At 68.8% G+C, this 26,170-nt stretch carries 24 protein-coding genes; 10 read left to right on the top strand and 14 right to left on the bottom strand.

Annotated features, from left to right (window positions below; all coding sequences use genetic code 11):
• Nucleotides 1–1,327: formate-dependent phosphoribosylglycinamide formyltransferase (purT, locus tag GONAM_RS16830; RefSeq protein ID WP_006867960.1), on the bottom strand; the 1,327-nt coding region annotated here is incomplete at its 3' end.
• 74 nt (nt 1,328–1,401) lie between these two features.
• The gene (locus GONAM_RS16825) at nt 1,402–1,764 is read right to left on the bottom strand and encodes a UBP-type zinc finger domain-containing protein (RefSeq protein ID WP_006867959.1); all 363 of its coding nucleotides are present in this window, start codon (nt 1,762–1,764) and stop codon (nt 1,402–1,404) included.
• Between the two features lie 44 nt (nt 1,765–1,808).
• On the opposite strand from GONAM_RS16825, the gene GONAM_RS16820 reads away from it, so the two are divergent.
• Together GONAM_RS16820 and GONAM_RS16815 are read left to right on the top strand one after the other, a co-directional pair.
• Complete coding sequence (locus tag GONAM_RS16820) at nt 1,809–3,401, top strand: Na+/H+ antiporter (protein WP_006867958.1); 1,593 nt, start codon at nt 1,809–1,811, stop codon at nt 3,399–3,401.
• A 160-nt stretch (nt 3,402–3,561) separates the two neighbouring features.
• Nucleotides 3,562–3,954, top strand: coding sequence for a hypothetical protein (locus GONAM_RS16815; protein ID WP_006867957.1), 393 nt, complete (start codon nt 3,562–3,564; stop codon nt 3,952–3,954).
• 4 nt (nt 3,955–3,958) lie between these two features.
• On the opposite strand, the gene GONAM_RS16810 is transcribed toward GONAM_RS16815, so the two are convergent.
• On the bottom strand, nt 3,959–5,569 hold the full coding sequence (locus GONAM_RS16810) for an adenylate/guanylate cyclase domain-containing protein (RefSeq protein WP_006867956.1): 1,611 nt from the start codon (nt 5,567–5,569) through the stop codon (nt 3,959–3,961).
• A gap of 148 nt (nt 5,570–5,717) precedes the next feature.
• Between GONAM_RS16810 and GONAM_RS16805 the strand changes: the two genes are divergently transcribed.
• Nucleotides 5,718–7,130, top strand: coding sequence for a carotenoid oxygenase family protein (locus GONAM_RS16805; protein WP_040536773.1), 1,413 nt, complete (start codon nt 5,718–5,720; stop codon nt 7,128–7,130).
• Between the two features lie 246 nt (nt 7,131–7,376).
• Here the strand turns inward: GONAM_RS16805 and GONAM_RS16800 are convergent, their stop codons facing one another.
• Nucleotides 7,377–8,663 (bottom strand): adenylosuccinate synthase, encoded by a 1,287-nt coding sequence (locus GONAM_RS16800; RefSeq protein ID WP_006867954.1) that lies wholly within the window; start codon nt 8,661–8,663, stop codon nt 7,377–7,379.
• 91 nt (nt 8,664–8,754) lie between these two features.
• Between GONAM_RS16800 and GONAM_RS16795 the strand changes: the two genes are divergently transcribed.
• Nucleotides 8,755–9,411 (top strand): hypothetical protein, encoded by a 657-nt coding sequence (locus tag GONAM_RS16795; RefSeq protein ID WP_006867953.1) that lies wholly within the window; start codon nt 8,755–8,757, stop codon nt 9,409–9,411.
• A 10-nt stretch (nt 9,412–9,421) separates the two neighbouring features.
• Here GONAM_RS16795 and GONAM_RS16790 read toward each other — a convergent pair whose 3' ends face one another.
• From GONAM_RS16790 to GONAM_RS16770, 5 genes are all read right to left on the bottom strand, one after another.
• The gene (locus GONAM_RS16790) at nt 9,422–10,837 is read right to left on the bottom strand and encodes an MFS transporter (RefSeq protein ID WP_051992595.1); all 1,416 of its coding nucleotides are present in this window, start codon (nt 10,835–10,837) and stop codon (nt 9,422–9,424) included.
• Nucleotides 10,838–10,942: 105 nt separating this feature from the next.
• The gene (locus GONAM_RS16785; protein ID WP_006867951.1) at nt 10,943–11,767 is read right to left on the bottom strand and encodes a polysaccharide deacetylase family protein; all 825 of its coding nucleotides are present in this window, start codon (nt 11,765–11,767) and stop codon (nt 10,943–10,945) included.
• Between the two features lie 48 nt (nt 11,768–11,815).
• On the bottom strand, nt 11,816–12,727 hold the full coding sequence (locus GONAM_RS16780) for a cation diffusion facilitator family transporter (RefSeq protein ID WP_006867950.1): 912 nt from the start codon (nt 12,725–12,727) through the stop codon (nt 11,816–11,818).
• A 69-nt stretch (nt 12,728–12,796) separates the two neighbouring features.
• Complete coding sequence (locus GONAM_RS16775) at nt 12,797–13,918, bottom strand: FUSC family protein (protein WP_006867949.1); 1,122 nt, start codon at nt 13,916–13,918, stop codon at nt 12,797–12,799.
• A 19-nt stretch (nt 13,919–13,937) separates the two neighbouring features.
• On the bottom strand, nt 13,938–14,384 hold the full coding sequence (locus tag GONAM_RS16770) for a DUF3151 domain-containing protein (RefSeq protein ID WP_006867948.1): 447 nt from the start codon (nt 14,382–14,384) through the stop codon (nt 13,938–13,940).
• 168 nt (nt 14,385–14,552) lie between these two features.
• On the opposite strand from GONAM_RS16770, the gene GONAM_RS16765 reads away from it, so the two are divergent.
• The 3 genes from GONAM_RS16765 (at nt 14,553) to GONAM_RS16755 (ending at nt 17,790) form a co-directional block, all read left to right on the top strand.
• A complete protein-coding gene (locus GONAM_RS16765; RefSeq protein ID WP_006867947.1) occupies nt 14,553–16,610 on the top strand; it encodes an Rv0361 family membrane protein in 2,058 nt (685 codons plus the stop codon).
• Nucleotides 16,607–16,927, top strand: coding sequence for a hypothetical protein (locus GONAM_RS16760; protein WP_006867946.1), 321 nt, complete (start codon nt 16,607–16,609; stop codon nt 16,925–16,927). Before GONAM_RS16765 ends, GONAM_RS16760 begins: the two co-directional genes overlap by 4 nt.
• Before the next feature lie 134 nt (nt 16,928–17,061).
• Complete coding sequence (locus GONAM_RS16755; RefSeq protein WP_006867945.1) at nt 17,062–17,790, top strand: hemerythrin domain-containing protein; 729 nt, start codon at nt 17,062–17,064, stop codon at nt 17,788–17,790.
• A gap of 78 nt (nt 17,791–17,868) precedes the next feature.
• On the opposite strand, the gene fbaA is transcribed toward GONAM_RS16755, so the two are convergent.
• On the bottom strand, nt 17,869–18,906 hold the full coding sequence (fbaA, locus tag GONAM_RS16750; RefSeq protein WP_006867944.1) for a class II fructose-bisphosphate aldolase: 1,038 nt from the start codon (nt 18,904–18,906) through the stop codon (nt 17,869–17,871).
• 188 nt (nt 18,907–19,094) lie between these two features.
• Between fbaA and GONAM_RS16745 the strand changes: the two genes are divergently transcribed.
• Together GONAM_RS16745 and GONAM_RS16740 are read left to right on the top strand one after the other, a co-directional pair.
• A complete protein-coding gene (locus GONAM_RS16745) occupies nt 19,095–20,075 on the top strand; it encodes a DUF368 domain-containing protein (protein WP_006867942.1) in 981 nt (326 codons plus the stop codon).
• A 78-nt stretch (nt 20,076–20,153) separates the two neighbouring features.
• On the top strand, nt 20,154–20,879 hold the full coding sequence (locus GONAM_RS16740; protein ID WP_040536772.1) for a DedA family protein: 726 nt from the start codon (nt 20,154–20,156) through the stop codon (nt 20,877–20,879).
• 73 nt (nt 20,880–20,952) lie between these two features.
• Here GONAM_RS16740 and GONAM_RS16735 read toward each other — a convergent pair whose 3' ends face one another.
• The 4 genes from GONAM_RS16735 to GONAM_RS16720 all read right to left on the bottom strand — a co-directional run bounded on the left by GONAM_RS16735 (nt 20,953) and on the right by GONAM_RS16720 (nt 24,293).
• Entirely contained in the window at nt 20,953–21,639 is a 687-nt protein-coding gene (locus GONAM_RS16735) for a TrmH family RNA methyltransferase (RefSeq protein ID WP_006867940.1), read from the bottom strand.
• Nucleotides 21,632–22,213 (bottom strand): orotate phosphoribosyltransferase, encoded by a 582-nt coding sequence (gene pyrE / locus GONAM_RS16730; protein WP_006867939.1) that lies wholly within the window; start codon nt 22,211–22,213, stop codon nt 21,632–21,634. Before pyrE ends, GONAM_RS16735 begins: the two co-directional genes overlap by 8 nt.
• Nucleotides 22,214–22,312: 99 nt before the next feature.
• Nucleotides 22,313–23,230 carry a TtfA family protein gene (locus GONAM_RS16725; RefSeq protein ID WP_006867938.1) on the bottom strand — a complete coding sequence of 306 codons (918 nt, stop codon included), beginning with the start codon at nt 23,228–23,230 and terminating at the stop codon, nt 22,313–22,315.
• A gap of 46 nt (nt 23,231–23,276) precedes the next feature.
• Entirely contained in the window at nt 23,277–24,293 is a 1,017-nt protein-coding gene (locus GONAM_RS16720; RefSeq protein ID WP_006867937.1) for a D-2-hydroxyacid dehydrogenase, read from the bottom strand.
• 565 nt (nt 24,294–24,858) lie between these two features.
• On the opposite strand from GONAM_RS16720, the gene GONAM_RS16715 reads away from it, so the two are divergent.
• On the top strand, nt 24,859–26,166 hold the full coding sequence (locus GONAM_RS16715) for an aspartate aminotransferase family protein (protein ID WP_006867936.1): 1,308 nt from the start codon (nt 24,859–24,861) through the stop codon (nt 26,164–26,166).
• Nucleotides 26,167–26,170 lie beyond the last annotated feature (4 nt).

Genomic DNA, 26,170 nt, shown 5'->3' with positions numbered 1-26,170 from the left:
GGCGCGGCGGTGGGGGCGGCGGCAGAACCGTCGCCTTGCGGACAGCGGGACGGCCCGGCACGGGTGTGACGAGAGAAGCCGCCCGCACGGCACGCTCGCGAGCGGCGGGGACGTCGTCGGCGGTCGCGGTGACCACCCCCATGCGTCGGCGATGGTAGCTCTCGGGCTTGCCGAACAGGCGGATGTCGGTCTCGGGCACCGCGAGTGCCGCCGCAACGTTCTCGAATCCGATGGCGGGCTGGTCGAGCTGCCCGTAGATCACCGCGGACGCGCCGGGCGACGCCAGGGTGACGTCGACGGGCAGGCCGAGGATCGCGCGGGCGTGCATCTCGAACTCCGACAGCCGCTGGGTCGCCATGGTGACGAGGCCGGTGTCGTGCGGCCGCGGGCTCACCTCGGAGAAGTAGACGTCGTCGCCCTGGACGAACAGTTCGACACCGAAAACACCACGGCCGGCGAGCTTTCCGTCACCGAGCGCGGTGGCGATGCGTGCCGCGATCGAGGTCGCGGAGGCATGCGCGTCCGGACTCATCTCGTGCGGCTGCCAGCTCTCGACGTAGTCGCCGTTGATCTGGCGGTGACCGATGGGGGCGCAGAAATGCGAGGTCAGCAGCCCGGTCCGCGGGTCGATCGCGCGCACCGTGAGAAGCGTGATCTCGTAGTCGAATTCGATGAACCCCTCGACGATGACGCGGTTGCCCTGGACGCGGCCGCCGGTGTTCGCGGTCTCCCACGCCGCCGCGACGTCGTCGGGTCCGCGCAGGACCGACTGCCCCTTGCCGGAGGAGGACATCACCGGCTTCACGACGCACGGGAAGCCGATCTGCCGGGCGGCGACCGTCAGCTCCTCGAGGGTGTCGGCGAAGAGGTACGGCGACGTCGGGAGGCCGAGTTCCTCATCGGCGAGGCGTCGGATGCCCTCGCGGTTCATCGTGGCGACGACAGCGCTCGCGGTCGGGATGACCTCCGCGATGCCGCGCTCGGCGACCTCGACGAGCGCCTCCGTCGCGATGGCCTCGATCTCCGGCACCACGTAGGCGGGCCGATGCTTGTCGATGACGGCGAGCAGCGCTTCCGGGTCGGTCATGTCGATGACCTCGGCGTGATGCGCGACCTGCTGGCCGGGTGCGTTGGCGTAACGATCCACGGCGACGACCTCGACGCCGAGACGCTGGAACGCGATCACGACCTCTTTGCCGAGTTCGCCCGCACCGAGCACCATCACCTTGGTCGCCGTCGGACTCAGCGGCGTACCGATGACATCCGGCGGGCCGATCGTCGGCGCCGGCTGATCCGCGCTGGTCGCGCTCTCGCTGTTCGACGTCATTCCCAAATCCTACTTGTCGCCGGTGCGGGTTCTGCCACGGTGACACCCGGTTGTGCGGGGTCGTGGTGTGGCTCTCAACCGATGACCTCGTGCACGTAGCACCACCTCCAGCTCTCGCCGGGTTCGGCGGAGCGCATGACCGGATGGGTGGTGTCGTGAAAGTGCGCGGTCGCATGCCGGCGCGGACTCGAGTCACAGCATCCGATGTACCCGCATCGCAGACACATCCGCAGGTGTGCCCAGTGGTCCTCCCCGATCGCGAGGCAGCCCTCGCAGGAAAGCCTCTCGCCCGCCGGGGGTTCCGGCACAGGTATCGAGTCGTCCGCGACCGCGGCCAGCTCGGGGCAGCGCGCCGACGGGTCCGACGCGGCGTCGGCGTCGGGTGCCGGACCCGACGAGGCGTCGCCGCGGGACGAGAACCGGCGAAAGATCTGCATGTTCACCATTATCAACATGGCCGCCGGCGATTACAGTCGCTCGGATGAGTGCATCGCTTCTGGTCATCGCGGTCGTCGCGTTGGCGGTGGCTGCTCTCTGCCGTCGCTACGGGTTGTCCTCGCCGCTGATCCTGGTCACCGTCGGCCTGGCGATCGGTTGGATCCCCGGCCTGCCGACGCCGGAGCTGAACCCCGAACTCGTACTCTTCCTCATCCTGCCGCCACTGCTGTACTCCGCTGCCCAGGAGAGCTCGTACCAGGCGATCCGAGCACGCTGGCGTGGGATCGCGGCGCTCGCTGTTGGCCTACCGCTGGTGACGACGGTCGTCGTCGGGTTCGTCGCCCATCTGACCGTCCCCAACCTCCCACTGTCCGCGGCTCTCGTGCTCGGTGCCGTGGTCGCTCCTCCGGATGCGGTGTCGGCGCAGGCGATCGGCCGTCGCCTCGGACTTCCCCGGCCGGTCATGACTCTCCTCGGCGGTGAGAGCCTCCTCAACGACGCCACGGCACTGACCGCGTTCCGCATCGCCCTCGCGGCCGCCATCGGCCTGACCACGTCACTGGGCGAGGGGTTGCTGACCTTCGCCGTCGCGGCGATCGGCGGCCTCGTGGTCGGCCTCCTCTTCGGCATGGCGGTCTCGTGGGTACGGGTCTGGTTGACCGACCCCCCGATGGAGACCGCGATCGGCATCCTGGTGCCCTTCGCCGCCTATTTCGTCGCCGAACAGCTGCACTGCTCGGGCGTGATCGGCGTGGTGACGGCCGGATTGTTCCTCGGTCAGCGGTCGGTCCGCCTCGGCTACGCCACCCGGCTTCAGGACGAAGCGGTCCGCAAGTCCATCGACGTCATCCTCGAATCCTTCGTCTTCCTGCTCATCGGCGTCCAGATGCCGTTCATCATCGAGGGCGTCGAGGGCGAATCGTGGGTTCAGGTCGCCATCGATGCCGCCGCAGTGCTCACCGCCACGATCGTCATCCGGTTCCTCTGGGTCTACCCGGCAGCCTTCCTACCGGGGGTGATCTTCCGCGGGAAGCTCGGACCGGATCCGCGCCCGACACCGGCCTCGGTCTTCGTCGTCTCCTGGGCGGGGATGCGCGGAGTGGTCTCACTCGCTGCCGCCTTCGGCATCCCGTTGACTACCGAGTCCGGCGAACCCTTCCCGGCGCGCGCCGAGATCCTGCTCCTGACGTTCGTGGTCGTGGTCGGCACTCTCCTGATCCAGGGCACCACGCTGCCCTGGGTGATCCGGAAGCTCGGCGTCACCGGCGACGAGCGCGCGCAGGATCGTCTCGCCTATGCCGCCGCCCAGGACCGGGCCTCGCGGGAGGCCGAGCGTCGACTCGAGGAGATCGCCGCCGGCCTCGCCGACGACGACCCCAGCCGTATGCAGGTGGTCCTCATGCGCAAATGGATCACCTCGCAGCGCAATGTGGCGTGGGAGGAACTCGGCCGTGGCCCCGAGACGATCGGCGAGAGCCCCACCGCCGCAGGCTCCCGTATCCGCACCGAACTCCTGCACCTGCAACGCAAGGTGTTCATCGAGGAGCGCGACGCCGGGCGCATCGACGACGAGGTTCTGCGAATCGCGCTCCGCCGACTCGACTTCGCCGAGGGACAGGGCGACCGGGACGCCTGAATGCCCTTGAGTAGCCCGGAGCCTGCGGAACCCCTTCCCGCTCCCTGAGTAGCCCGGAGCCTGCGGAGGGCGTATCGAAGGGCGAAGGGTCATCCACCTGAACGATGGCGGGGAGTTCTGCCCATGTTCCAGACGAAAAACCTGCTCTAGCTTCGGTTTCATGACAACTACGCACACCCGCCTGGCCACCGCCGGCGCCTCACTCGTCCTCGCCGCCGGCGCGCTCGCCGCCGGCACGTCCACGGCCGGCGCCGCCCCGATCGTGCCGTCGTGCGACGGCAACCAGTACACCGTCACCTCGGTCGTGACCGCGAAGTCCGCCGCCACCATCTGCCAATGGGGCAACGGTGATCTCGAATACCGGGGCGTCGCACGCAGTTCGGGAAACACCCTGTGTATCCCGGTCTCCGGCGTGTTCGAACAGGAGAACGGCAGCGGCCGTTACTACTACGTCGCCTACAACAACGGGTACAAGTACTCCGTCTTCGACGGCCTCGGCCTCAGCATCGTCGGACCCGACGGCCTCCTGATCAGCTCCGAGGACGCCATCTGACCACCTAGCCGGTGTCCGTTTCCGCAGTCGCCTTCTCCCCCAGCGTGTTCTCGAGGGTCGCCGTGCGCTCCCCCGTGGCGGCCGCGTAGACGACCGTCTCGGCCGTCCGGCCGCGCAACGACAGGGTTTCCAGCTGGGTCCAGCGACGGGCTTCGGCCGGATCGGCGGCCTCGACCGCGCGTCCCGACGCCAACGGACTCGACGGGTCGCGTTTGGCGAGTTCGGAGAGCCGCGCACTCTCGTTCACCGGGTCGCCGATCACCGTGTACTCGAAACGTTCGATGGCGCCGACGTTTCCGGCCACGACGGCCCCGTAACTCACCCCGACCCCCGCGGACAGTTCGGGCACCTCGACCGCGAGGTCGGCGACGATGCGACGTGCCGCCGCGAGTGCCGCGCCGGCCGGGTCGTCGAGTTCGATGGGCGCGCCGAAGACCGCCAGGACGGCGTCGCCCTCGAACTTGTTGACGAGTCCGTCCTTGTCCTCGACGGCTCGGACGATCACGGCGAAGAACTTGTTGAGGATCTCCACGACCTCGGTCGGACGGCGTTGCGCGGCAAGAGTCGTCGAACCGATCACGTCCACGAAGAGGGCGGCAGCCACCCGCTCGGTGCCACCGAGCTCGGGATCCGACGACAACGCCGCCTCGGCAACCTCGCGGCCGACGTGGCGTCCGAACAGGTCGCGCATCCGTTCCCGTTCCCGCAGCCCCGAGACCATCGCGTTGAAACCCACCTGCAGGTCACCGAGTTCGGTGCCGTCGTAGACGACGAGGTCGGCGTTCTCGAGATCGCCCGAGGTCACGCGGTTCATCCCGGATCGCACCGAACCGATCGGCCCGGTGATGCTCATCGACGAGAGCAGCGTCAGCAGCAGACCGGTGAACAGGGCGGTGAGGCCCAGGACCGTCACCCCGATGAAGAGGTCGAGCTTCGACGTCTCGTCGCGCCCCACTCCGAATGCCACGACCAGCAGGATGCCGATGATCGGGATCGCCGACCCGACCATCCACGACACCACCGCCCGGGTCTTCACACCGGTGCGTTTGCGGCGGTGGAATCCGGCCGAGATCAGTTCGGCCACAATGGGCCGCAGGGTGAAGTCGATGAAGAGGTACGAGATGCCCACCACGACGACGCCGCTCATACCGACGACGAAGAGCGTCTTGGGGATCAACTGCGGGTCGGCGACGCCGTACATGATCGTCAGCATCACGGTGGCACCCGCCCAGAGCAGACCCTGCACCAGCGACAGTCGCCAGGGCAGGCGCATCGTGCGGCGCGCATCGCGCTTGGTCGGGGCCTCGTCGCGGATCGCCCACCGGAGATTCCGGACGCCCACCAGGGTGCCCCAACCGATCCCGATGACGAACGCGCCGAGGATGTACACGGGTACGGCGATGTAGTTCACCCACCACAGTTCGGCGGTGAAGACCGTCGGTTGCGGGATGCCCACGGCAGCCAGAGCGGTCGCGACGACGGCGCCGAAGATGTTCGCCACCACGATCGACGTGGTCAGCAGTGTCTGGATTCGAACGCGTTGCTTGACCCCGCTCTCCTCGACCGAGCCGAGCAGAATCGACCCGTAGTCGCGGCTCCCCCGCCTCGAACGCATGCCCAAGCTAATCACGACGACCGCGTCGATCGCCCGCCCCCGGACCCGCCGATTTAGGACGAACCGGACGATCGGCGGACGCGACCTGCAGGAACGCCTTAACCTGAAGCGACATCATCGTCATCAACGGCTCGCCGAAAGCAGCGTCATGACCGCATCCGATGTCCCTACCCGCCCAGCGCCGGTCGACATGTCCCGCAACCCGTTCCTCACCGGCGTCTTCGCCCCGCAGCGTGACGAGGTGGACGCCGTCGACCTACCGGTCAGCGGGGAGATCCCGGCCGACCTGCGAGGTAGCTACCTGCGCAACGGGCCCAACATGCGCTTCGACCCGATCGGTTCGTATGTGTACCCGATCGACGGGGACGCCATGGTGCACCGCATCAGCCTCGACGGCGGGCGTGCGTCGTATCGCAACCGTTTCGTCCGTACCCCGATGGTCCTCGCGGAAGAGGCTGCCGGACATGCCATCTGGTCGGGCATCACCGACGGTTACACCCCGTCGGCAGCGGAGGTCGGCGACGAGTTGGCGGGCACGACCCGCGAATTGCCCGACATCAACATCGTGCGTCACGGCGGGCGGCTGCTGGCGATGGCCGAGGCGGACCGCCCGTACGAGATCTCACCGGCCGATCTGGCGACCGTCGGGCGAACCGACTGTGACGGTGCAATGTTCGTCGGCAGCACCGCGCACCCGAAGATCGACCCGTCGACCGGGGAAATGGTGCTGTTCAACTACGTACTCGAAGCGCCGTACCTGACCTGGGCCGTCGTCGGTCCGGATGGCCGGGCGACTCGCAAGCCGACCCCGGTCGACGGGATCGACGCCCCGATCATGATCCACGACATGGCGCTGACCAGTCGCTACATCGTGCTGTTCGTGTGCCCGCTGGTCTTCGATTTCGCGTCGGTGATGAGCGGCGGGTCGTTGCTGTCGTGGCAGCCTCAGCGCGGGACCCGCATCGCACTGATCCCACGGGACGGCACCGCGGTGCGCTGGATCGACACCGACCCGTTCTGGGTCTGGCACTTCGCCAACGCCTTCGACAATCCCGACGGCTCGGTCACCGTCGACTACGTGGAGTGGACCTATCCGGGCGGCTTCTCCGACCAGCCCACGCCCGCGACGTCGTCTCTGACGCGGGCGGTGCTCCGGCCCGACGCCGGGATCAGCAAGACCGTCCTGAACAGCGCCGAACCGGACATGGAGTTCCCGCGCGTCGACGACCGGATGCTGACGCGGGAGCATCACCGCATCGCCACCGTCGCGAAGGGCCCGCGGGACGGCACAGATCTCGACAGTCTGTGGTTCCACGACCTCGCCGCCGGGACGGAGACGGTCTGGACCCCGGGTGCCGCGATCGGCGAACCGATCTACATCCCGGGCGCCGAACGCGATTACTGGGGCGCGATCGGCACCGACCCGACCGACATGACCTCGCGGTTCTACCTGCTCAGCGCCGACGCCCCGCAGGACGGCCCGATCGCCACCGTGGACCTACCGATCCGCGTACCCGCCGGACTACACGGCGCGTGGCTGCCGAACCCCTCCGCTGCCTGAGGTGCGAGGAGCGCGACAACACCACCCTCCGCTGCCCGAGGTGCGAGGAGCGATAGCCGCCGGGCTGAGCAGCGACGAAGGAGCGTATCGAAGTCGACGAGCCACGAAGGCCTGGTGGGACGGCGTCGCGGGCCCTTCGAGGCTCGCTTCGCTCGCACCTCAGGGAGCGAGGGGGTCGCTTCGCTCGCACCTCAGGGAGCGAGGGGGTCGCTTCGCTCGCACCTCAGGGAGTTAGTGGGTCGTAGCTCAGGCGATCGCGCGACGAACGATCGTCTGATCACGTCCCGGGCCGACGCCGATGCACGAGATGTGGGCGCCGGAGAGCTCTTCGAGCCGCAGGATGTAGTTCTGCGCGTTCTGCGGCAGCTCCTCGAACGTCTTGCACTGGGAGATGTCCTCCCACCAGCCGGGCATCTCCTCGTAGATGGGCTTGGCGTGGTGGAACCCGGTCTGGGTCATCGGCATGTCCTCGATGCGCTCGCCGTCGACCTCGTAGGCCACGCAGATCGGGATCGTGTCGATGCTGGACAGCACGTCGAGCTTGGTGAGGAAGTAGTCGGTGATGCCGTTGACGCGGGTGGCGTAGCGGGCGATCACGGCGTCGAACCAACCGCAGCGACGGGCGCGGCCGGTGGTGACGCCGACCTCGCCGCCGGTCTTGGCCAGGTATGCACCCCATTCGTCGAACAGCTCGGTCGGGAACGGACCGGAGCCGACGCGCGTGGTGTAGGCCTTCAGGATGCCGAGAACCGTGGTGATCTTGTTGGGGCCGATGCCCGCGCCCACCGCGGCGCCGCCGGCGGTCGGGTTCGACGAGGTCACGTACGGGTAGGTGCCGTGGTCGACGTCGAGCAGCGTGCCCTGCGAACCCTCGAGGAGCACGGTCTCGCCGCGCTCGAGGGCCTGGTTGAGCAGCAGCCGGGTGTCGGCGATGCGGTGCTTGAAGCCTTCGGCCTGGCCGAGGACCTCGTCGACGACCTGCGCCGGGTCGAGGGCCCTGCGGTTGTAGATCTTGACCAGGATCTGGTTCTTCAGTTCGAGGGCAGCCTCGACCTTCTGCGTGAGGATCTTCTCGTCGAGCACGTCGGCGACGCGCACACCCACGCGGGCGATCTTGTCCTGGTAGCAGGGCCCGATGCCACGACCGGTGGTGCCGATCTTCTTGTTGCCGAGAAAGCGCTCGGTGACCTTGTCGATGGCCACGTGGTACGGCATCAGCAGATGTGCGTCGGCGGAGATGAGGAGGCCGGTGGTGTCGACGTCGCGGTCCTCGAGTCCGCCGAGTTCGGTGAGCAGCACACCCGGGTCGACGACGACGCCGTTGCCGATCACGTTCTGCACGCCGGGGGTGAGGATGCCGGACGGGATGAGGTGCAGGGCGAAGGTCTCACCGGAGGGGAGTACGACGGTGTGGCCGGCGTTGTTGCCGCCCTGATACCGGACAACCCAGTTGATCGAGCCGCCGAGCAGGTCGGTGGCCTTCCCTTTGCCCTCGTCGCCCCACTGGGCGCCGATAAGCACGATCGCGGCCATGATTCAGGTACTCCTTTGTGTGGCGCGCTTGAACTGATCAGAACAAACCTCACCAACACTACTGTGTTCAGGCTCCCGATACCCTATCCGCGTGTCTTTCGCCCTGATCACCCAAGCCAGTCGCGCCGACGACAAGAAGGCGATCCGTGCCGCCGTGGCCGACGCCCTGTCCGATTCCGACGTCACCCGCCTCATCGTCGAACCTCGTGTGGCCGAACGATTCGCGCCCACCCTCGCCGAGGAGGCCGACACCTTCCTGGATCAGGTGGTGGCCGCCCTGATGACCTCCGAGCGGCTCGACGTGGAAGTGGCGTATGTCTCGGCGGAGGTGACCGCGGCGACCCGCCGATACCGGCTTCCGCACGGGCCGGCCGCCCGCGAGCTCGCCGAGAACGGCACCGCGAGCCCGGTGCCCCTCATCCGCGACGACGCCGCGACGGTCGTCCTCGGCAGCGCGCGTCACCTCGGCGCCGAGGGCGCCAAGCTGCACGGTGAGTCCTACGTCGACAGCGAGCGACTCTTCGACGGCGAGGTCCGGTCCATCCTCATCGAACCCACGCTCGAGGCCCCGGGTCTGCGTGCCCAGGTCGAGCGGTTCCTGCTGCCGGGCAAGTGGTTCGCCGGACGCGCGGTGCAGACCGGCGGCACCAACATCGTGGTCGAACGCGAGGGCGTCGTGAACGAACGCGTGCTGAAGCGGTCGACGTTCTACCGGCACGTCACCGATCTGCTGCTCGTCCGACCCTGACCGGACCCGGTCAGCCGACCGGGATCGGCGCCGGCGTCGGGGCGGTCTCGTCGCCGGCGGTCTTGGCGGCGGCTTCGACCTCGGCGTCGTTGCCGGTCGTCAGGTGCAGGTCGTCGCGGCGGATCAACGACGTAGCGACGACGCTGATGACCGCGGTGAGCACGAGATAGCCGGCGGCCAGCCACGGCGACCCGGAGGCCGCACCTATCAGCGCGGTCAGGATCAGCGGGGTCAGGCCCGAGGCGTAGATGCCGGAGAACTGGTAGACCACCGACAGGCCGGTGTAGCGGACCCGGGTCGGGTACAGGCTCGCGAACAGCGTGCCCTGGGCGCCGTAGAACAGGGCGTGGATCACGCCGAACACGATCACGAGCGCGACGGTGAACCAGACGAGGTTCTCGGTTCCGAAAAGGGCGAACACCGGATAGACCGACAGCCCATAGGCCGCCATTCCAGCGAGGTAGACCGGTTTGGCGCCGTACCGGTCGGTGAGCTTTCCGGATACCGGGAGAAGGACCGCCATCACGAGGGACGCGATCGTCACGGCCACCAGGACCGGGACTTTTTCCATGTCGAGTTCGCTTGTCGCATAGGCGATCGCGAAGACGCCCCAGGTGTTGAACGCCGATCCCTCACCCCAACGGGCGAGCAGGCCCAGCACCGTGTTGCGGGTGTTCGGCGGGAGCACGACCTCGCGGATCGGTGCCGTCGACTTCTGCGCGAGTTCGGCGACCTCGGCGAAGGCCGGCGTCTCGTCGACCTTGAGCCGCACCACGAAGCCGATGACGACGAGCACGATGCTCACGAGGAAGGCGATGCGCCATCCGTAGGTCAGGAACGCGTCGTCGTCGAGCGCCACCTGGAGGAGGGCGAACACCCCCGTGCCGAGCGCGAGACCGAGGGCGAGTCCGATCTGCGGGATGCTGCCGAACAGACCGCGCTTGCGATCGGGGCTGTGCTCGACCGCGAGCAGCACGGCCCCGGCCCACTCGCCGCCGAGCGCGAAGCCCTGCACGATGCGCAGCAGGAGAAGAAGGATCGGGGCGACGACGCCGACGGCCTCCGCGGTCGGCAGCACACCCATCAGCGCGGTGGCGATGCCCATCATGACCATCGTGATCGCGAGGGTTCGCTTGCGGCCGATCCGGTCGCCGATGTGCCCGAAGATCACGCCGCCGATCGGCCGGACGACGAACCCGACCGCGAAGGTCGCGAACGACAGCAGGGTTCCGACGAAGGAACTCTGGTCCGGGAAGAACAGCTGGTTGAACACCAGGCTCGCGGCGGTCGCGTAGAGGAAAAAGTCGTACCACTCGACGGTGGTGCCGAGGAGACTCGCGGCCACGACCGTGCGGAGTCGCTTGCGGCGCTCGGCGTCGGTCTCGTGAGCCGTCGGGGACGCGGAAGTCTGCTGAGGTGAGGCCATGACCGGCTTACGGTATCGGCGACGCGCCATTCCTCGTCGACTACGAATCAGCGTGAGCGAAAACCGCCGCGCGCTTGCGCGGCACGGCCTCCGACGTTCCGCGAGTCAGGACGCGAAGTAGTCGTCGAGGGTGACCATACGCAGCTTTCGCTGACGGATGATGTCGACCAGTTTCGGATAGACCTTGGTGACGGGATCGTGGTTGGCGTGGCCGATCACCACGGTCTGCGGCCGGAAGTATTTGCGGGCGCACTGCACGAGATACTTCTCGGTGATCAGGCCGGAGTCCGACAGTGAGCCGTACCAGAGTGTCGGCATGGTGTAGCCGAGATCGGCGGCCACCGCGTCCACCGACGCGTTGTGGTAGCCGAAAGGCGGCCGATAGTAGGGCGTGCCGTCGACGCCGTACTGGTTCTTCAGGAACCGCTTGGTCCGGCCGAGTTCGTCGGCGATGCCCTTGGCCGAGAGCTCGGTGAGCGCCGGATGCGTCCAGGTGTGGTTGCCCAACTGGATTTGTCCGGATTCGACGAGCGGCCGCAGTTCTGCGCGGTGGTCGGTCCATCCGTCGAACGAACCGGTCACGAAGAAGGTGAAGCGGGCGCCGGTGTCCTGGGCGAACTTCACGTAGGCGCCGATGACGTCGGAGCTGGCACCGTCGTCGACCGTGAGTGCGATGTGCCGGCCCTTGCCCGGCAGGCCGGTGATCGGCTCGTCGGGCAGCGGCTGGCGCGTGCCGACCGCCGGCGGCAGCAGCCCTGCAGGCGACACCGACGGCGTGGGCGAGGTGGGTGCCGGCGGGGTGGGCGTGGGTGGGGTCGGGGGCGTGATCTCGGCGGCCGGGACCGGCGAGGCGCAGCCGGACAGGGTGGTCGCGGTCAGGGCACCCACCGTGCCGGCCGCGAGTATCGCGAGGAAGTCGCGTCGTTCCATGCCGGGAATTTAAGGCATACCCGACATTTTCGACTCACCGACGCGGACTCACCACGTCATCTCGTCACGACATCGTCCCTGATCGTCGTTGTCGACCTGCACTGTGGCGTGCTCGAGACCGTGGCGGGCCAGGACGGCCTGCGCGGCGGGCAGCACCTCCGAGTTCGGCCGGGTGCTGCCCAGGTGCACGGTGGCGACGTCCATGCCGGTGGTCAGGGTCCAGACGTGCAGGTCGTGGACATCGTCGACGGTGGGGATACCGGCGAGGTCGGAGCGCAGCGTCTCCACGTCGATGTGTGCCGGCGCCTGCTGGTTGAGGATGCGCAGCGCGTCGATCGCCAGCCGGAGCGCACGCGGCACCACCCACAGGGCGATGAGGACCGCGACCACGATGTCGGCGTAGCCCCAGCCGGTGGTCAGCGCGACGATGCCGGCGATCAGGACCCCGACGCTGCCGACGGCGTCGGCCAGGACTTCGAGGTAGGCGCCGCGGACGGCGATGGACTCCTTGGCGTCGGCGCGGAGCAGGAGCATCACCCCGAGGTTCACCGCCAGACCCAGCAGGGCGACGATGATCAGCGTCAGGCCGGGGACCTGCGGATCGTTCCCGATGCGCTCGATCGCCTCGATCAGGACGAAGGCCGCGACTCCGATGAGCAGTACCGCATTGGCGACGGCGGTGAACACCTCGGCACGATGCCACCCGAAGCTACGGGTGTCGGTGGTCCGGCCGTGACGACCCAGCAGCAACGCGATCAGACCCATGATCAGTGCGACGACGTCGGTGAGCATGTGCCCCGCGTCGGCGATCAGGGCGAGCGAGTTGACCAGGATGCCGGTGACGAGCTCCACGACGAAGAACCCGCCGATGAGCGCGACCGCAAGCGCCATCGGCCACAGCCGCCGCTCCCCTGCGGCACCGGCGCCCGGGGTGTGGGAATGCGAATGTGAGTGACCCATGATGGCGGTCAATATATGCGGAAGTTCGCATATGTGGCAACAGGCCTACCGCGCTCCGTTGTGTCGGCCTCAGCTTCGGAGGGTGGCGAGCGCCGACGAGCGTCGTAGGCCGGCGATCATCAGCAGATCGACGAGCAGGGACCGGATCTCCGCGAGCAGCGCGGCCTCGGAGAGGTGGCTGTTCACGGCCAGGTCCGTCCGCGCCTTGCGCACGATCGAGCGGATGACGCGAGCGGCCTCGACGGGGTCGGGATCCGCGCCGGGATCGGCCAGCATCATCTCCCGGAGCACCTCGAACGCGCCGCCCACGTCGTCGATGATCTCGATGATCGCCGGCTGCACCCGCTCTCCGCGCTGGGTGACGGCCAGGGATCTACGCGCGATGATCCGGAAGTTGCGGACCGCGTTGTCGATCGGGTCGGCGGTCCTCACCAGTCGGTCGAGCCGGTCGCGCGAACTCCAGTACAGCGGCGAGATGCGGGTGACCTCGCGGCCGCCGGTCATGTCGGTGCGCATCTTGTTGATGGCCGCCTGAGTACCGCGCGCGGTCTCGAGCGCAGCGGCGATCGTGTCCGCATCGCCGGCGCGCAGCCCCTCGGCGACCGACCGCGCCGTGTCCCGGATGGTGAGCAGCACACCGGCCGCGTCTTCTCGCGCCCGGTTGGCCGGGTTCACCGGGAACAGCGCGGCCACGAGTATCCCGAGCACCCCGCCGATCAGCGCGTCGAGCGCACGATGGAATCCGGCGACCCCGCCGGGCGGCAGCAGGGTCGCGACCAGGACCGCCGACGACGCCGCCTGCATGGGGATCAGCAGCCCGTCGTCGAGCACGACCGCCAGCGACATCGCCAGGATGACGACCACCATGATCTGCCAGGCGCCCTCACCGACCCAGCCGATGAAGAGGTCGCCGACGAGGATGCCGATCGCGACGCCGCCGACGAGCTCGACCGACCGGCGCCAGCGGCGTCCCAGACCCAGTCCCAGCGATATGACCGCCGCAATGGGGGCGAAGAACGGGTCGGGGTGCGCGAAGACGTGCGTCGCGACCCACCAGGCGATTCCCGCCGCCAGCGCACACTGGACGATCGGGATCAGGGAGATCCTCAGACGACGAAGGCGTCGTCTCAGCGTTGCAGGCAGGGAGTCATAGACCCTGCGCGGGAACGAACCGCTCGCGGCTGCCGACATTCGACGAGTCGCGGGTTGGTCAGACCAGGCCGAGCTCGGCGGCCGCCCTGGGGTCGCTGTCGTTGAGGAGGTCGAGGCAGCGCACGTGCTCGTCCTCTTCCCCGATCAGTTCGGCGGCCCGGGCGAGAGCGCCTACGCATCGCAGGAATCCGCGGTTGGGTTCATGACTCCACGGGACGGGACCGAAGCCCTTCCAACCGTGCCGACGCAGCTGGTCGAGCCCGCGGTGGTAACCGGTCCGCGCGTAGGCGTAGGCGGCGATGACCGCACCGGTGTCGCCGGCCTCGCCGGCTGCGGTCGAGGTCTCGAGGGCCGCCTCGGCGAGATACGCCCAGGCGATGGAGGCGGTGGGATGGGCGGCCGCGACCTCGGCCGGGACTGCCCCGTTGAGCAGGTCCGACTCGGCGTCGTCGTCGCCGGTGAGCAGAACCGGTTGCGGGCCGAGGAGATCTCCGAAAGACGTCATGTACCCATTCAAGCATCGAGGCCGCTCGGGTGACCGCATCGACCGAATGCCGTAGTGCTGGACCTGCCGACGATTCGCTAGGGTGAATGGCGCAATCGGTCCTGCCACCGGGCTACTCGGTGGCCGGGCCGAAACCATGCGATGGGCAGAATGCGGGGTGATCAGTCGATGGCTCGATCCGACAAGCCGAGAGCCGCTGTCACCAAAGCACTTTCGACGCTGCGCCAGGCCCGGGACGAACGTCGTTCACGACGGAGCGGTCAATCGGGCGCCGCCGCCGGGCCGGCCGCGGCAACCCCTGGTGGCGCGAATGCACGTCGCGACCTCACCGGCCGACCCGACGCAGGTCCGGGCGACACACCGGACACCGCCCCGGCCCGGCCACCCGAACCCGCGACGGAAACCGACCGGGATTCCCGATCGCGTCCGGACATCGCGGACACCACCCCGGATACTGTTCCGACCGGCGACGACGCCGAGAACCAGAGCACCAGCAGAGAGGGCCACGAGCAAGCCGTGGACGATCCCACCCAGAACGACACCGCCGAGAACCGGGCCGACGACGCGGCGGACACCGGCACCGACGCTTCGGACGCGCAGGCCCCCGCGGAGAAGGCCCCGGCCAAGGCGCCGAAGCCCAAGGGTGGGCGCGGGATCGACGGTGCGACTCAGATCATCAGCCGCGACAACCTGCCGTCGCCGGAGGATCTCGAGGATCTGGACTCGATCGATCCTCTCGGCACCGATGACGCAGACACTCCCGATACCGAACCGGCCGACGCGGAGGAGGCGCCGGCCGAGCCGGTGAGCAAGCCCGCCCGCCTGGGGCCGAGCGACTCCAAGACCACGGTGATCCGCCGTGAGGATCTCCCCGACCCGAGCGAGCTCGAGGATCTCGACGACATCGATGCGACCTCCGCAGCGCCCGAGCCGCAGGCCGAGGCCGAGGAAGCCGACGAGGTTGCGGCCGACGAGCCTGAGCCTGCGGGGCAGGACGACGCCGCCGAGCCGGCGGACGCAGAAGCACCGGGCACGGACGAGACGGGCGCGGGCGAGACGGAGACCGCTGAGTCGACCGGAGAGGCCGCCAACGAGACGGAGATCACGGAAACCGCCGACGCTGACGACACCGACGAGTCCCGGGCAGGCGCGGCTGCGGTCGCGGCCGGCGCCGTGGGTGCGGCGGCCGCCGGTGCTGCCGTGGCCGGTGGTACAGACGAGACCGAGGACGAGAACCCGGGCGAGGGGGTCGCCGACCAGACCGACGCCGAAGCCGAGTCCGAGGATTCCGTCGCCGACGCCGGATCAAGCCCGGCAGCAGACGAAGCCGACACCGAGATCGCAACCGAGACCGAGGAGCCCTTCGAGTCCACTGACGAGGTCGGGGAACCCGCAGCGGAGCTCGAGCCGACCGAACCCGAGGTCGCCGAACCCGAGGTAGCCGAGCCAGAAGTCGCGGAGACCGAAGAAGCAGACGGCACCCCGACCGACGACGAGGCGCCGGCAGAGGCACCCACCGAGGCGATGTCGCTGGCGAACGTCGAGGACGATCACGCGACGGCTGCGCCGGCAGACGAGCCCGCCGACGACTCCGATGCCGCCACGAAGGTCATCCCGGCTGCGGCCGCGGCTGCAGGTGCGACAGCGGCCGGAGCCAAGGCAGCGACGCCGGACGAGCGCACCGACACCGTCCCCGAACCCGCGGTCCCCGCGCCGTCGACCGGTGAGTGGACGACCACGACCCAGCAGCCGCAGGTCATCCCCGGCAGCAAGCCGTCGAAGACCACCAAGAAGCGCGGCAAGGGCCCGCTGATCGCCGTCGTCGCGCTCCTCGTGGTGATCGTGGCGGCCATCGGCGGCATCTTCGCCTACCAGAACATGACGGCCACCCCACCGGCCGACGAGGCCGCCGAGGTGGCGCTCGACTACACGACCGCGCTGTACGAGGGCGACCTCGAGACCCTGCGGTCGGTCACGTGTGGTGAGCTGCACGCCTTCTACGAGGACTTCGACGACGCCGCCTACCAGAAGACCTACGACGCGCAGAAGGCCCGCAACGAGCTCGTCCAGACCCAGGCGATCAACGCCGTCCGGGTCGTCGAGGGCGGCGATCTGGCGGTCGTCGAGGTCGTCGCGGTGCACACGAGCTCGCCGGAGACCCCCGAGACGGTGACGCTGAACCTGCAGCGCGAAGGTGATGACTGGAAGGTGTGCAACCCCACGTGACCGGCGGTCAGGGGTGGGGTCCCCCGTCGACCACACCCCCGCCGCCGCCACATGCGCCGGACCTGCTCGGGTACGACGCCCTGGCGGAGTACCAGGAGCAGTCAGCGGACGTGCCCGTGTACTTCACCCCTCGGCGCCCGACACCGCCGACCACACCGCCGCCGGTGTCGAGCGGCCCGTCGCGGCGTATCCGGCCCACCCGCCCCGGGAGTACGAGTGGACGTTCCGGGTCACGCACCGATCCCGCAGTCCTCGTCTCCGCGCTCGTGATGATCGCGCTTGCGGTGGCGGTGATGGTCGGGTTGCTGACCTCCTGACCCGGGTCACCGCCGTTTCACCTCCCACCGTTTCACTTCCCCGCCGTTTCACCTCCCGGTTGTCGGGTAAGCGCCGGATCGAACCCACGTCGAGCCCGCTGCGTGGCACCCGCTGAACTCCCGGGAGGAACGCCATGCCCCGATCACTGGCCGACCAGACCGAAGACGAACTGGGTGGACGCCGCTCCGTCCTGAGCCGCCAGAAGCGGGACCACATCGAACTGGACCGTCTCATCAAGGCCGCCGAGGGCGCCTCCGGACACGACCGCGAGGCAGTTCTGAACGAGCTGTGCCGACTCGTCTTCCCCCACGCCTTCGCCGAAGAGGCCGTGCTGTGGCCGGCGATCCGCCGCCGCCTCGCCGACGGGGAGCAGCTCACGCTCGAGATCGAGAAGGAGCACCAGGCGATCAACGAGCTCTTCACCTCGCTGGAAACCCTTGACGTCGACTCCGACGAGCACCACCGGCTGTTCGCCGAGATCGTCCGTCTTCTACGGGAAGACGTCCGCGACGAGGAGGACGTCCTGCTCCCCCGGCTACAGGAGGCGACCGACCGCGACGAACTCGTGCGCCTGGGCACGTGGTGGCAGATCGTCCGGTCCACCGCTCCCACGCGGCCGCACCCGGTGGTGGCCCGACGCCCTCCGGGTAACGCGATCGCCGCGGCACCGCTCACCGCGCTGGATCGTTTCCGCGACCTGCTCGACGCGACCGCGCGCACTGACCGACCCTGGTCGTCGGCGGCTCGCTCGACCAGTCGCATCGTCGCGACCGCCGCGGGTGCCATCGAACACATCCCGCCGCTGACGCGGGGCGAACGGCCGGCGACCAGGACATCCCACGCCGGAAAGCACCGACGCTGACCCCGGCCGTGATCGACCGGGGCCCGAAAACAGTTCTGCCCGCACCCTCGAAAGGGTGCGGACAGAAGTGTCAGACGATCAGGCGGTCAGCGACTTGCCGTTCGACTTGAGGTCGTTGCACGCCTCGACAACACGCTCGCTCATGCTGGCCTCGGCCTTCTTGGACCAGCTGCGCGGGTCGTAGACCTTCTTGTTGCCCACGTCGCCGTCGACCTTGAGGACGCCGTCGTAGTTGCTGAACATGTGGCCGGCAACCGGGCGGGTGTAGGCGTACTGGGTGTCGGTGTCGACGTTCATCTTCACCACGCCGTAGCTCAGCGCCTCGTCGATCTCGCTCTTCAGCGAGCCCGAGCCGCCGTGGAAGACGAAGTCGAAGGGCTTGGCACCGTCGGCCAGACCCAGCTTCTTGGCGGCGACCTCCTGGCCGGTGTTCAGCACGTCGGGACGCAGCTTGACGTTGCCCGGCTTGTAGACGCCGTGGACGTTGCCGAAGGTGGCGGCGAGCAGGTAGCGGTTGCCCGAGTCGCTGGCGCCCAGTGCCTCGATGGTCTTCTCGAAGTCCTCGGGGGTGGTGAACAGCTTGTCGTTGATCTCGTTCTCGACGCCATCCTCCTCACCGCCGACCACGCCGATCTCGATCTCCAGGATGATGTTGGCCGCGCCCGCCTTGGCGAGGAGCTCCTTGGCGATCTCCAGGTTCTCGTCGAGCGGCACGGCACTGCCGTCCCACATGTGCGACTGGAACAGCGGGTTCTGGCCGGCGTCGACGCGCTCCTGCGAGATCTGCAGCAGCGGACGCACGTAGGTGTCCAGCTTGTCCTTGGGGCAGTGGTCGGTGTGCAGGCCGATGAGGACGTCGTACTTGGCGGCGACGACGTGTGCGAACTCGGCGAGTGCCACGGCACCGGTCACCATGTCCTTGACACCCTGGCCCGAACCGAACTCGGCACCACCGGTCGAGAACTGGATGATGCCGTCACTGCCGGCGTCGGCGAAGCCCTTGATCGCGGCGTTGATGGTCGACGACGAGGTGCAGTTGATCGCGGGGAATGCGTAACCACCCTTCTTCGCCTTGTCGAACATCTCGGCGTACTGCTCCGGGGTTGCAATGGGCATCGACGAATCCTCCAGGGTGTTGATGTGCTCTGGTGTTCGGGTTCTCTCGCCCACGGTTGATGGGCCGTGACGAGCAGCCGGACTTCCCGCGGCCGGACTTCCCTCAGTATGGCAGGTGCCACACCGGCGGGTGCGCCCACCATTCGGCCCCGGACCTGGGCAGGGGCACCCGTCCGTAGAATCGCGGTGTGCCTCCCCCTCGATGCCCGGCCCCGCCCGATGACGCCCCCCACGCCGGCCCCGGATCCGAGCGCCCCTCCGTCGCGACGGTGGCTGCCCACGTGGGTCGTGGCGCGATGATCGGGGCGGCCGAGACCATCCCCGGTGTCTCCGGCGGCACCGTCGCCTTGATCACGGGCATCTACCACCGACTCATCGCGTCGATGACGGCCGCGACCAACGCCCCGCTGCGTCTTGTGGGCCGCGAGCCGCGCGCAGCTGCGAAGGGCGTCGACTGGTGGCTGGTGGTTCCCGTGCTCGCCGGTATGGCAGTCGCCGTCGTGGCGATCGCCGGCGTGATGGAGAGTTTCGTCACCGAGCAACCGGTGTACTCGCGCGCCCTCTTCATGGGCATGATCGCGATGTCGGTGGCCATCCCGTTGCAGGAGATCCCGCGTGGGACCCTCACCGGCGCACGGTCTAAGGCGACGGCGGTCCTGATGTTCCTCGCGATGGCGGTTCTGGTCTTCGTCCTCTCGTCGCTGCCGCGTGGTGAGGTCGGCGATCCATCCCTGTTCCTCGTGTTCCTTGCGGCATCGGTCGCGGTCTGCGCCCTTGTCCTGCCGGGCGTCTCGGGCTCCTTCTTCCTGTTGGTCGTCGGCCTCTACGCGCCGACACTCGCGGCCGTCGACGGACGCAACCTCGTTTACCTGGGCGTTTTCGCCGCGGGCGCGGTCGTCGGCCTGGCTTCTTTCGTCCAGGTCGTGGAGTGGCTGCTGCGGAACCACCACACCTGGGCGATGGTCGCGGCGGCCGGCCTGCTGTTGGGATCGCTACGGGCGTTGTGGCCGTGGCAGGACCCTGCCGACGGGTCGCCGCTGGCGGTCGCCGACGACTGGCCGGGTGCCCTCACCCTGTTCGTCCTCGGTGCGGCCGTGGTGGCAGGCGTGGCCGTCCTGCAACGCAGATTCGCCTCGTCCGACGATCCCGGCCCGGGCGAGACCGGCTGACGCCCGGGGTCGCGTCCATTTCGATCCCGGTCTCGCGAGATTCCGCCCCCGTCCGGAGCGCAGGTACTCTTGGTTCCCGTGATCGACTCCGCGCTCGCCCAGACCACGACGAACGTCGCCCTCATGCCGGGTTTTCTCGACCCGGTGACCCTGCTCGGCTACTTCGGTGCCTGGGCTTTCTGGGGGTTGTTGCTGGTCATCCTCATCGAGTCCGGAGTGCTGTTCCCGGTTCTGCCCGGTGACTCGCTGCTGTTCGTCGCCGGCATGGTCGTCGCCGCGGGCGGCAAGGAAGGCATCGACAAGTTCGCCTCGCTCTGGCAGCTGCTGATCTTCATCCCGATCGCCGCGATCATCGGCGGCCAGATCGGCTACTGGATCGGCCGGTACATCGGCACCAGCATGTTCAAACCCGACGCCCGTTTCCTGAAGGAGCGCTACCTCACCGAGGCGCACGAGTTCTTCGAGCAGCGCGGTCCGATCACGATCCTGCTGGCCCGCTTCGTGCCGATCGTGCGCACCCTGGCCCCGATCGTGGCGGGTGCTGCGCGGATGAAGTACCCGGTGTTCTTCGTCTACAACGTCATCGGCGCCATCGTCTGGGGTGCCGGCATCACCCTGCTCGGCTACTGGCTGGGCCGCTTCGAGTTCGTCCAGAAGCTGATCGAGCCGATCTTCATCGCGATCGTCCTGGTGTCGGTCCTGCCGATGTTCATCGAGTGGTACCGACGACGCCGCGTGGCCAAGGCCGCGGCAGCCGCGGGTACCGACGCCACCGAGGCGAACGCCCCGTCGGTGGCCGAGTAACCGCACTCCGCGGACCGACCAGCACCTCTGGCGAGTGGCCTGAGTCCCCGGCGGGAGGCGTGTCGAGGCAGTGCTACCAGGCCTGATCCAGATCGGCGTGCTGCCGGACCCATGCGTGCATCGCGATCCCGGCAGCGACGCCGGCGTTGATGCTGCGGGTCGACCCGAACTGCGCGATCGACACCGTCATGTCGGCCTGCCGCTGCGCGTCGTCGCTGACGCCGGGACCTTCCTGACCGAACAGCAGCACGCATTCGCGCGGCAGTTCCACGGTCTCCAGCGGGCGCGATCCCGGTGTGTTGTCGACGGCGACGACCGCCAGCCCTTCTTCTCGTGCCCAGTCGATCAGGTCGCCGACCGTCTCGTGGTGCATGAGGTGCTGATAGCGGTCGGTGACCATCGCCCCGCGACGGTTCCAGCGGCGCCGTCCGACGATGTGGACCGCCGCGACGGCGAACGCGTTCGCGGTGCGCACGACGGTGCCGATGTTGGCATCGTGGGCGAAGTTCTCGATGGCGACGTGCAGCGGGTGCCGACGCGTGTCGATGTCGGCGACGATGGCCTCGCGCTTCCAGTACCGGTACGCGTCGACGACGTTGCGGGTGTCGCCGTCCGCGAGCAGTTCGGGATCGAGATGCTCGTCGTCCGGGACCGGCTCGTCGGGATGTTCGACGGACCAGGGCCCGACACCCACCGGCGGGCCGGTGACCCATTCGGTGGGGCCTGCGACCCCGGCGTCCGGATCGGGTGTGTCAGGCAAGGCCGAGATCGCTCAGCCCGAGCAGCGAGCGGTAGGGCACGCCCAGCCCGGTGATGACCGCGTCCGCTCCGGTCGCACGGTCGACGACGGTGGCGACACCCACGACGTTGGCGCCGATCTCGCGCACGGCCTCCACCGCGGTCGAGGGCGAAGCGCCCGTCGTGCTGGTGTCCTCGACGACGAGCACGTTGCGCCCCACGATGTCTGGTCCTTCGATACGACGCTGCATCCCGTGGGTCTTCGCGGCCTTGCGCACCACGAAAGCGTCGATGTCGCGACCGTCGGCATGCATGATCGACGTCGCCACCGGGTCGGCACCGAGCGTCAGGCCGCCCACGGCGACGTAGTCCCAGTCCGCGGTCAGCTCGCGCATCAGCGCGCCGATCAGCCGGGAGGCCTCGTGATGCAGGGTCGCGCGCCGGAGGTCGACGTAGTAGTCGGCTTCCTTGCCCGAGGACAGCGTCACCTTGCCGTGCACGACGGCGAGTTCGCGGACCAGTTCTGCGAGTCGCGCCCTCGCCGCAGCGTCGACCTGGGGCGGCGTGCCGTCGGAAACCGGACTTGACGAGGACATGCGACCACTCACTCTCGAACTCTCCGGCTGTCGGCCGGTGTGCATTGGATGACGATTACCCTACGGTGCCCGCGGGGGGCGTCGGATGAGCCCTGTCGCTCAGCTGCGGTGGCGATTGGGCCGCTCGCCGGCGTCCTCGGCCCGGCGGGGCGCCTCCTCGGACTTGCGCGCTGCAGACCCTCGGACCGGCATCGGAGCCATGCCCCGGCCCGTCGTCGACGAGGTACCGGTCGCCGGCGGTGGCTTGCGAACCGGGGCAGCCGGCTTGGCTGCCGGGGACGCCTCGGTTGCGGGAGCCGCCGCGGCCTGCCGACGGCGCTTGTCGCGCATCGACTCGGTCTTCTCGTCGGCGAGTTCGGCACGCGTGGGTCCGTGCGGGTCGCGAGGATCGGGCGAGTCCTCGGGTTCGCGCATCGGGGGAAGGACGCGCAGCAGGTCGGCGAAACGCCGGACCACCTCGAGGCCGGTGTTGAGCGTGGCGGGATCGTTGGTCAGCGGCAGCGAGCCGAGCGCCCAGTTGCCCTCGTTCCACAGCACCTCGACGAACGCCGGTGCCTTGTTGGCCAGGGCGACCATCCGCCGGTCGCACACGCGACGGGCGACGTCGAGGTTGTTGGAGAACATGACGCGCGGACCCATCGCACCGAGGAGTTCGACGTCCTCCTCGGCGGGTGCCAGCACGTCTTCGTGACGCAGGTCGACGACAACGGGCGACGGCGAGGACCGGCGGACGGCGATCACGGTCGCGGTCTCGGCGAGATCGAAGACGACGGTCTCCACGCCGCCGTAGCGGCCGTAGGCGACGTCGCGGACCTCGACGTGATCGGGGACGTTCATCGTTGCCCGACGAAACACCTTGCGCAGCTTGGTGTCCGTCTCGCGGAACTTGAACTCGTGCTCATCCCCCCAGATCGCACGCTGGTGCCGCGCGACGCTCGACCGCTGCCGGTCGAGCCACAACAGGACGCCGGCACCCGCGAGTGCCACGGCGGCGATCAGGAAATAGACGGTGGTCATCGCGCTACAGCCTACTATCGGCCGGGCCGCGAGGACGTCATCCGCCCTATCGTCGTGTGGCCGATATGTAGCCGCGTTCTTTGTCGACGACGTTGACCAGCGTCTCGGCGAGGACGCCACCGTCGGCGGCGTCGTCCAGCCCGACGTATCGGCGCAGGTTCTCGAGGACCTGTTCCGACAGCGCCTCACGCCAGCCGAGCGCGTCGCCGCTCATATGGGCAGAGATCGCGACACCCGGCAGATCCCACAGCTCGCTGTCGGCGGGCAGCGGTTCGGTGGCGAACACGTCGAGCGAGGCCGCGCCGAGGTGCCCGGACCGCAGCGCGTCGATGAGCGCAGGCTCGTCGACCAGTTCGCCGCGGCCCACATTGATCAGGTGCGCGCCCGGTTTCATCGCCGCGAGCACGTCCGCGTCGATCATCCCGGCGGTCTGCGGAGTCAACGGCGCGATGGTGACCACGTTGTCGAAGTGGCCGACATGGTCGGCGAGATCGGCTGTGGCGATGACCCGACCGAAGTCGGGGTCCGACTCCCGCGCGGTGCGACCGCCGCCGACGACGTGCATCCCCACGGCACGGAGCAGCTGCGCGGTCGCGCGACCGATCCCGCCGGTCCCGATGACGAGGGCCGAACTCCGCGACGTGCCGACGGTCTCCCGGTGCTTCCAGACGTGATCGCGCTGCAGGGCCATCGACTCGTGTAATCGCTTGTCGCGGGCGAGGATCGAGGCGAGAACGAACTCGGCGATGGGCCGGTCGAAGACACCGTGCGCGTTGGTCACCACCACGTCTGACGCCTTCAGCTCGTCGAAGAGCAGCGAGTCGACACCCGCCGCGCAGACGTGCACCCACCTCAGCGATGCGGTCGCCTCACCCCAGTTGTCGGCGAGCGCGCGAGAGAAGAAGTCCCACAGCACCAGTACGTCCGCACCCGGGAGCGCCCCCGCGAGATCGTCTGCGACGCAATGGCGTATCTCGGCGAGCTCGGCGAGCTGATCGAGGTTCGATGGCGGCGCGACACCTGGGGCACCGAGGAGCGCGAGGACCGGACGTCGGGTGCTCATGCGGCCACCGTAACCCCGACACCCCTCCGCGCGTCGAGTAGCAGCGACACCCCCTCCGCTCGTTGAGTAGGCGACGCACCCCCTCCGCTCGTTGAGTAGGCGACGCACCCCCTCCGCTCGTTGAGTAGGCGACGCACCCCCTCCGCTCGTTGAGTAGGCGACACCCCTCCGCTCGTTGAGTAGGCGACGAGCGCAGCGACGAGCCGTATCGAAGCGAGCCCCCGCACCACCTTCGCTCGTTGAGTAGGCGACACTCCCTCCGCTCGTTGAGTAGGCGACGAGCGCAGCGAGGAGCCGTATCGAAGCGAGCCCCGCACCACCTTCGCTCGTTGAGTAGGCGACGAGCGCAGCGAGGAGCCGTATCGAAGCGAGCCCGCACCCCCACCGCTCCCTGATGTCGCCCACCTGACGACCGGTCGACGTCAACCCGACCGGCAGACTTCGATCGACGTCTGCCGGTCGAGTTGAGGTTCGGCGGTCGGGATCGACGCTGTCACTCCGAGACCCGACTGTCCCCAACTGTCACATTGTTGACAATCGGACGATCTGCCGTCACGGTGTACCCATGACTGCAGGCGTTGACTCCCCCACCCGCACCTACCAGACGGCCTCCCTCAGCCCTGCGCTCAAGCAGGCGACGCCCGTCGTCGTCGACCATGCGCTGGGATCGTGGATCCACGGCACCGACGGCCGCGACTACCTCGACTTCACCACCGGCATCGGTGTCACCAGCACCGGCCACTGCCACCCGCATGTCGTCGAGGCCGCGCAGGCCCAGTGCGCGAAGGTGATCCACGCCCAGTACACGACCGTCATGCATCCGCCGCTGCTCGAGCTGACCGAGCGCCTCGGTGCGGTCCTGCCCGCCGGTCTGGACTCGGTCTTCTACGCCAACTCGGGTTCGGAGGCCGTCGAGGCCGCGATCCGGCTCGCCCGGATGGCCACCGCAAAGCCGAACATCATCGTCTTCCAGGGCGGTTTCCACGGCCGCACCGTTGCGGCCGCGAGCCTCACCACCGCGGGGACCCGCTTCTCGGCCGGCTTCTCCCCACTGATGAGCGGCGTGCACATGGCGCCGTTCCCCTACGCGTTCCGCTACGGCTGGGACACCGACACCGCCGTCGACTTCGCCCTGCGCGAGCTCGACTACCTCCTCCAGTCCCGCGTCGCACCCAACGACACCGCCGCATTCCTCATCGAACCGGTCCTCGGCGACGGCGGCTACCTGCCGACGCCGCCCCGCTTCCTCCAGGGACTCCGCGAGCGCGCCGACCGTCACGGCATCCTGCTCATCATCGACGAGGTGCAGGCCGGATTCGGTCGCACCGGCAAGTTCTGGGGCCACCAGCACGCCGAGGGCCTGACCCCGGACATCATCATCACGGCCAAGGGCCTGGCGTCGGGTTTCCCGATCTCGGCGATCGCGGCGTCCACCGAGCTGATGAGCAAGGCATGGCCTGGCTCGCAGGGCGGAACCTACGGTGGCAACGCGGTGGCCGCGGCGGCTGCGATCGCGACCCTCGAGGTCATCGAGGCCGAGGGACTCGTGGAGAACGCCCGCGTGCGCGGGGAGCAGCTGCTCGCCGGCCTGCGTGAGGTGTGCGCGCCGTTCCCGGGCATCGGCGACGTCCGGGGCCTCGGCCTGATGGCCGGCATCGAATTCGTCTCCACCGATGCCGCCGGCAACAGGGTGCCCGACGCCCCTGCCGCTGTCGCGGTGCAGCAGGCCACCACTGCACAGGGGCTGCTGACGCTCACCTGCGGGCCGTCGGCCAACGTCGTCCGCCTCATCCCCGCGCTGGTCGTGACGGCCGACGAGATCGATCTCGGTGTCGCGCGGTTCGGCGCGGCGCTGCACGCCGCACTAGGTTAGGCCG

The organism is Gordonia namibiensis NBRC 108229 (assembly GCF_000298235.1).
Classification (GTDB): Bacteria; Actinomycetota; Actinomycetes; order Mycobacteriales; family Mycobacteriaceae; genus Gordonia; species Gordonia namibiensis.
Note: the sequence above shows the minus strand (reverse complement) of the source record. Positions and strands in the feature narration are given on the sequence as shown.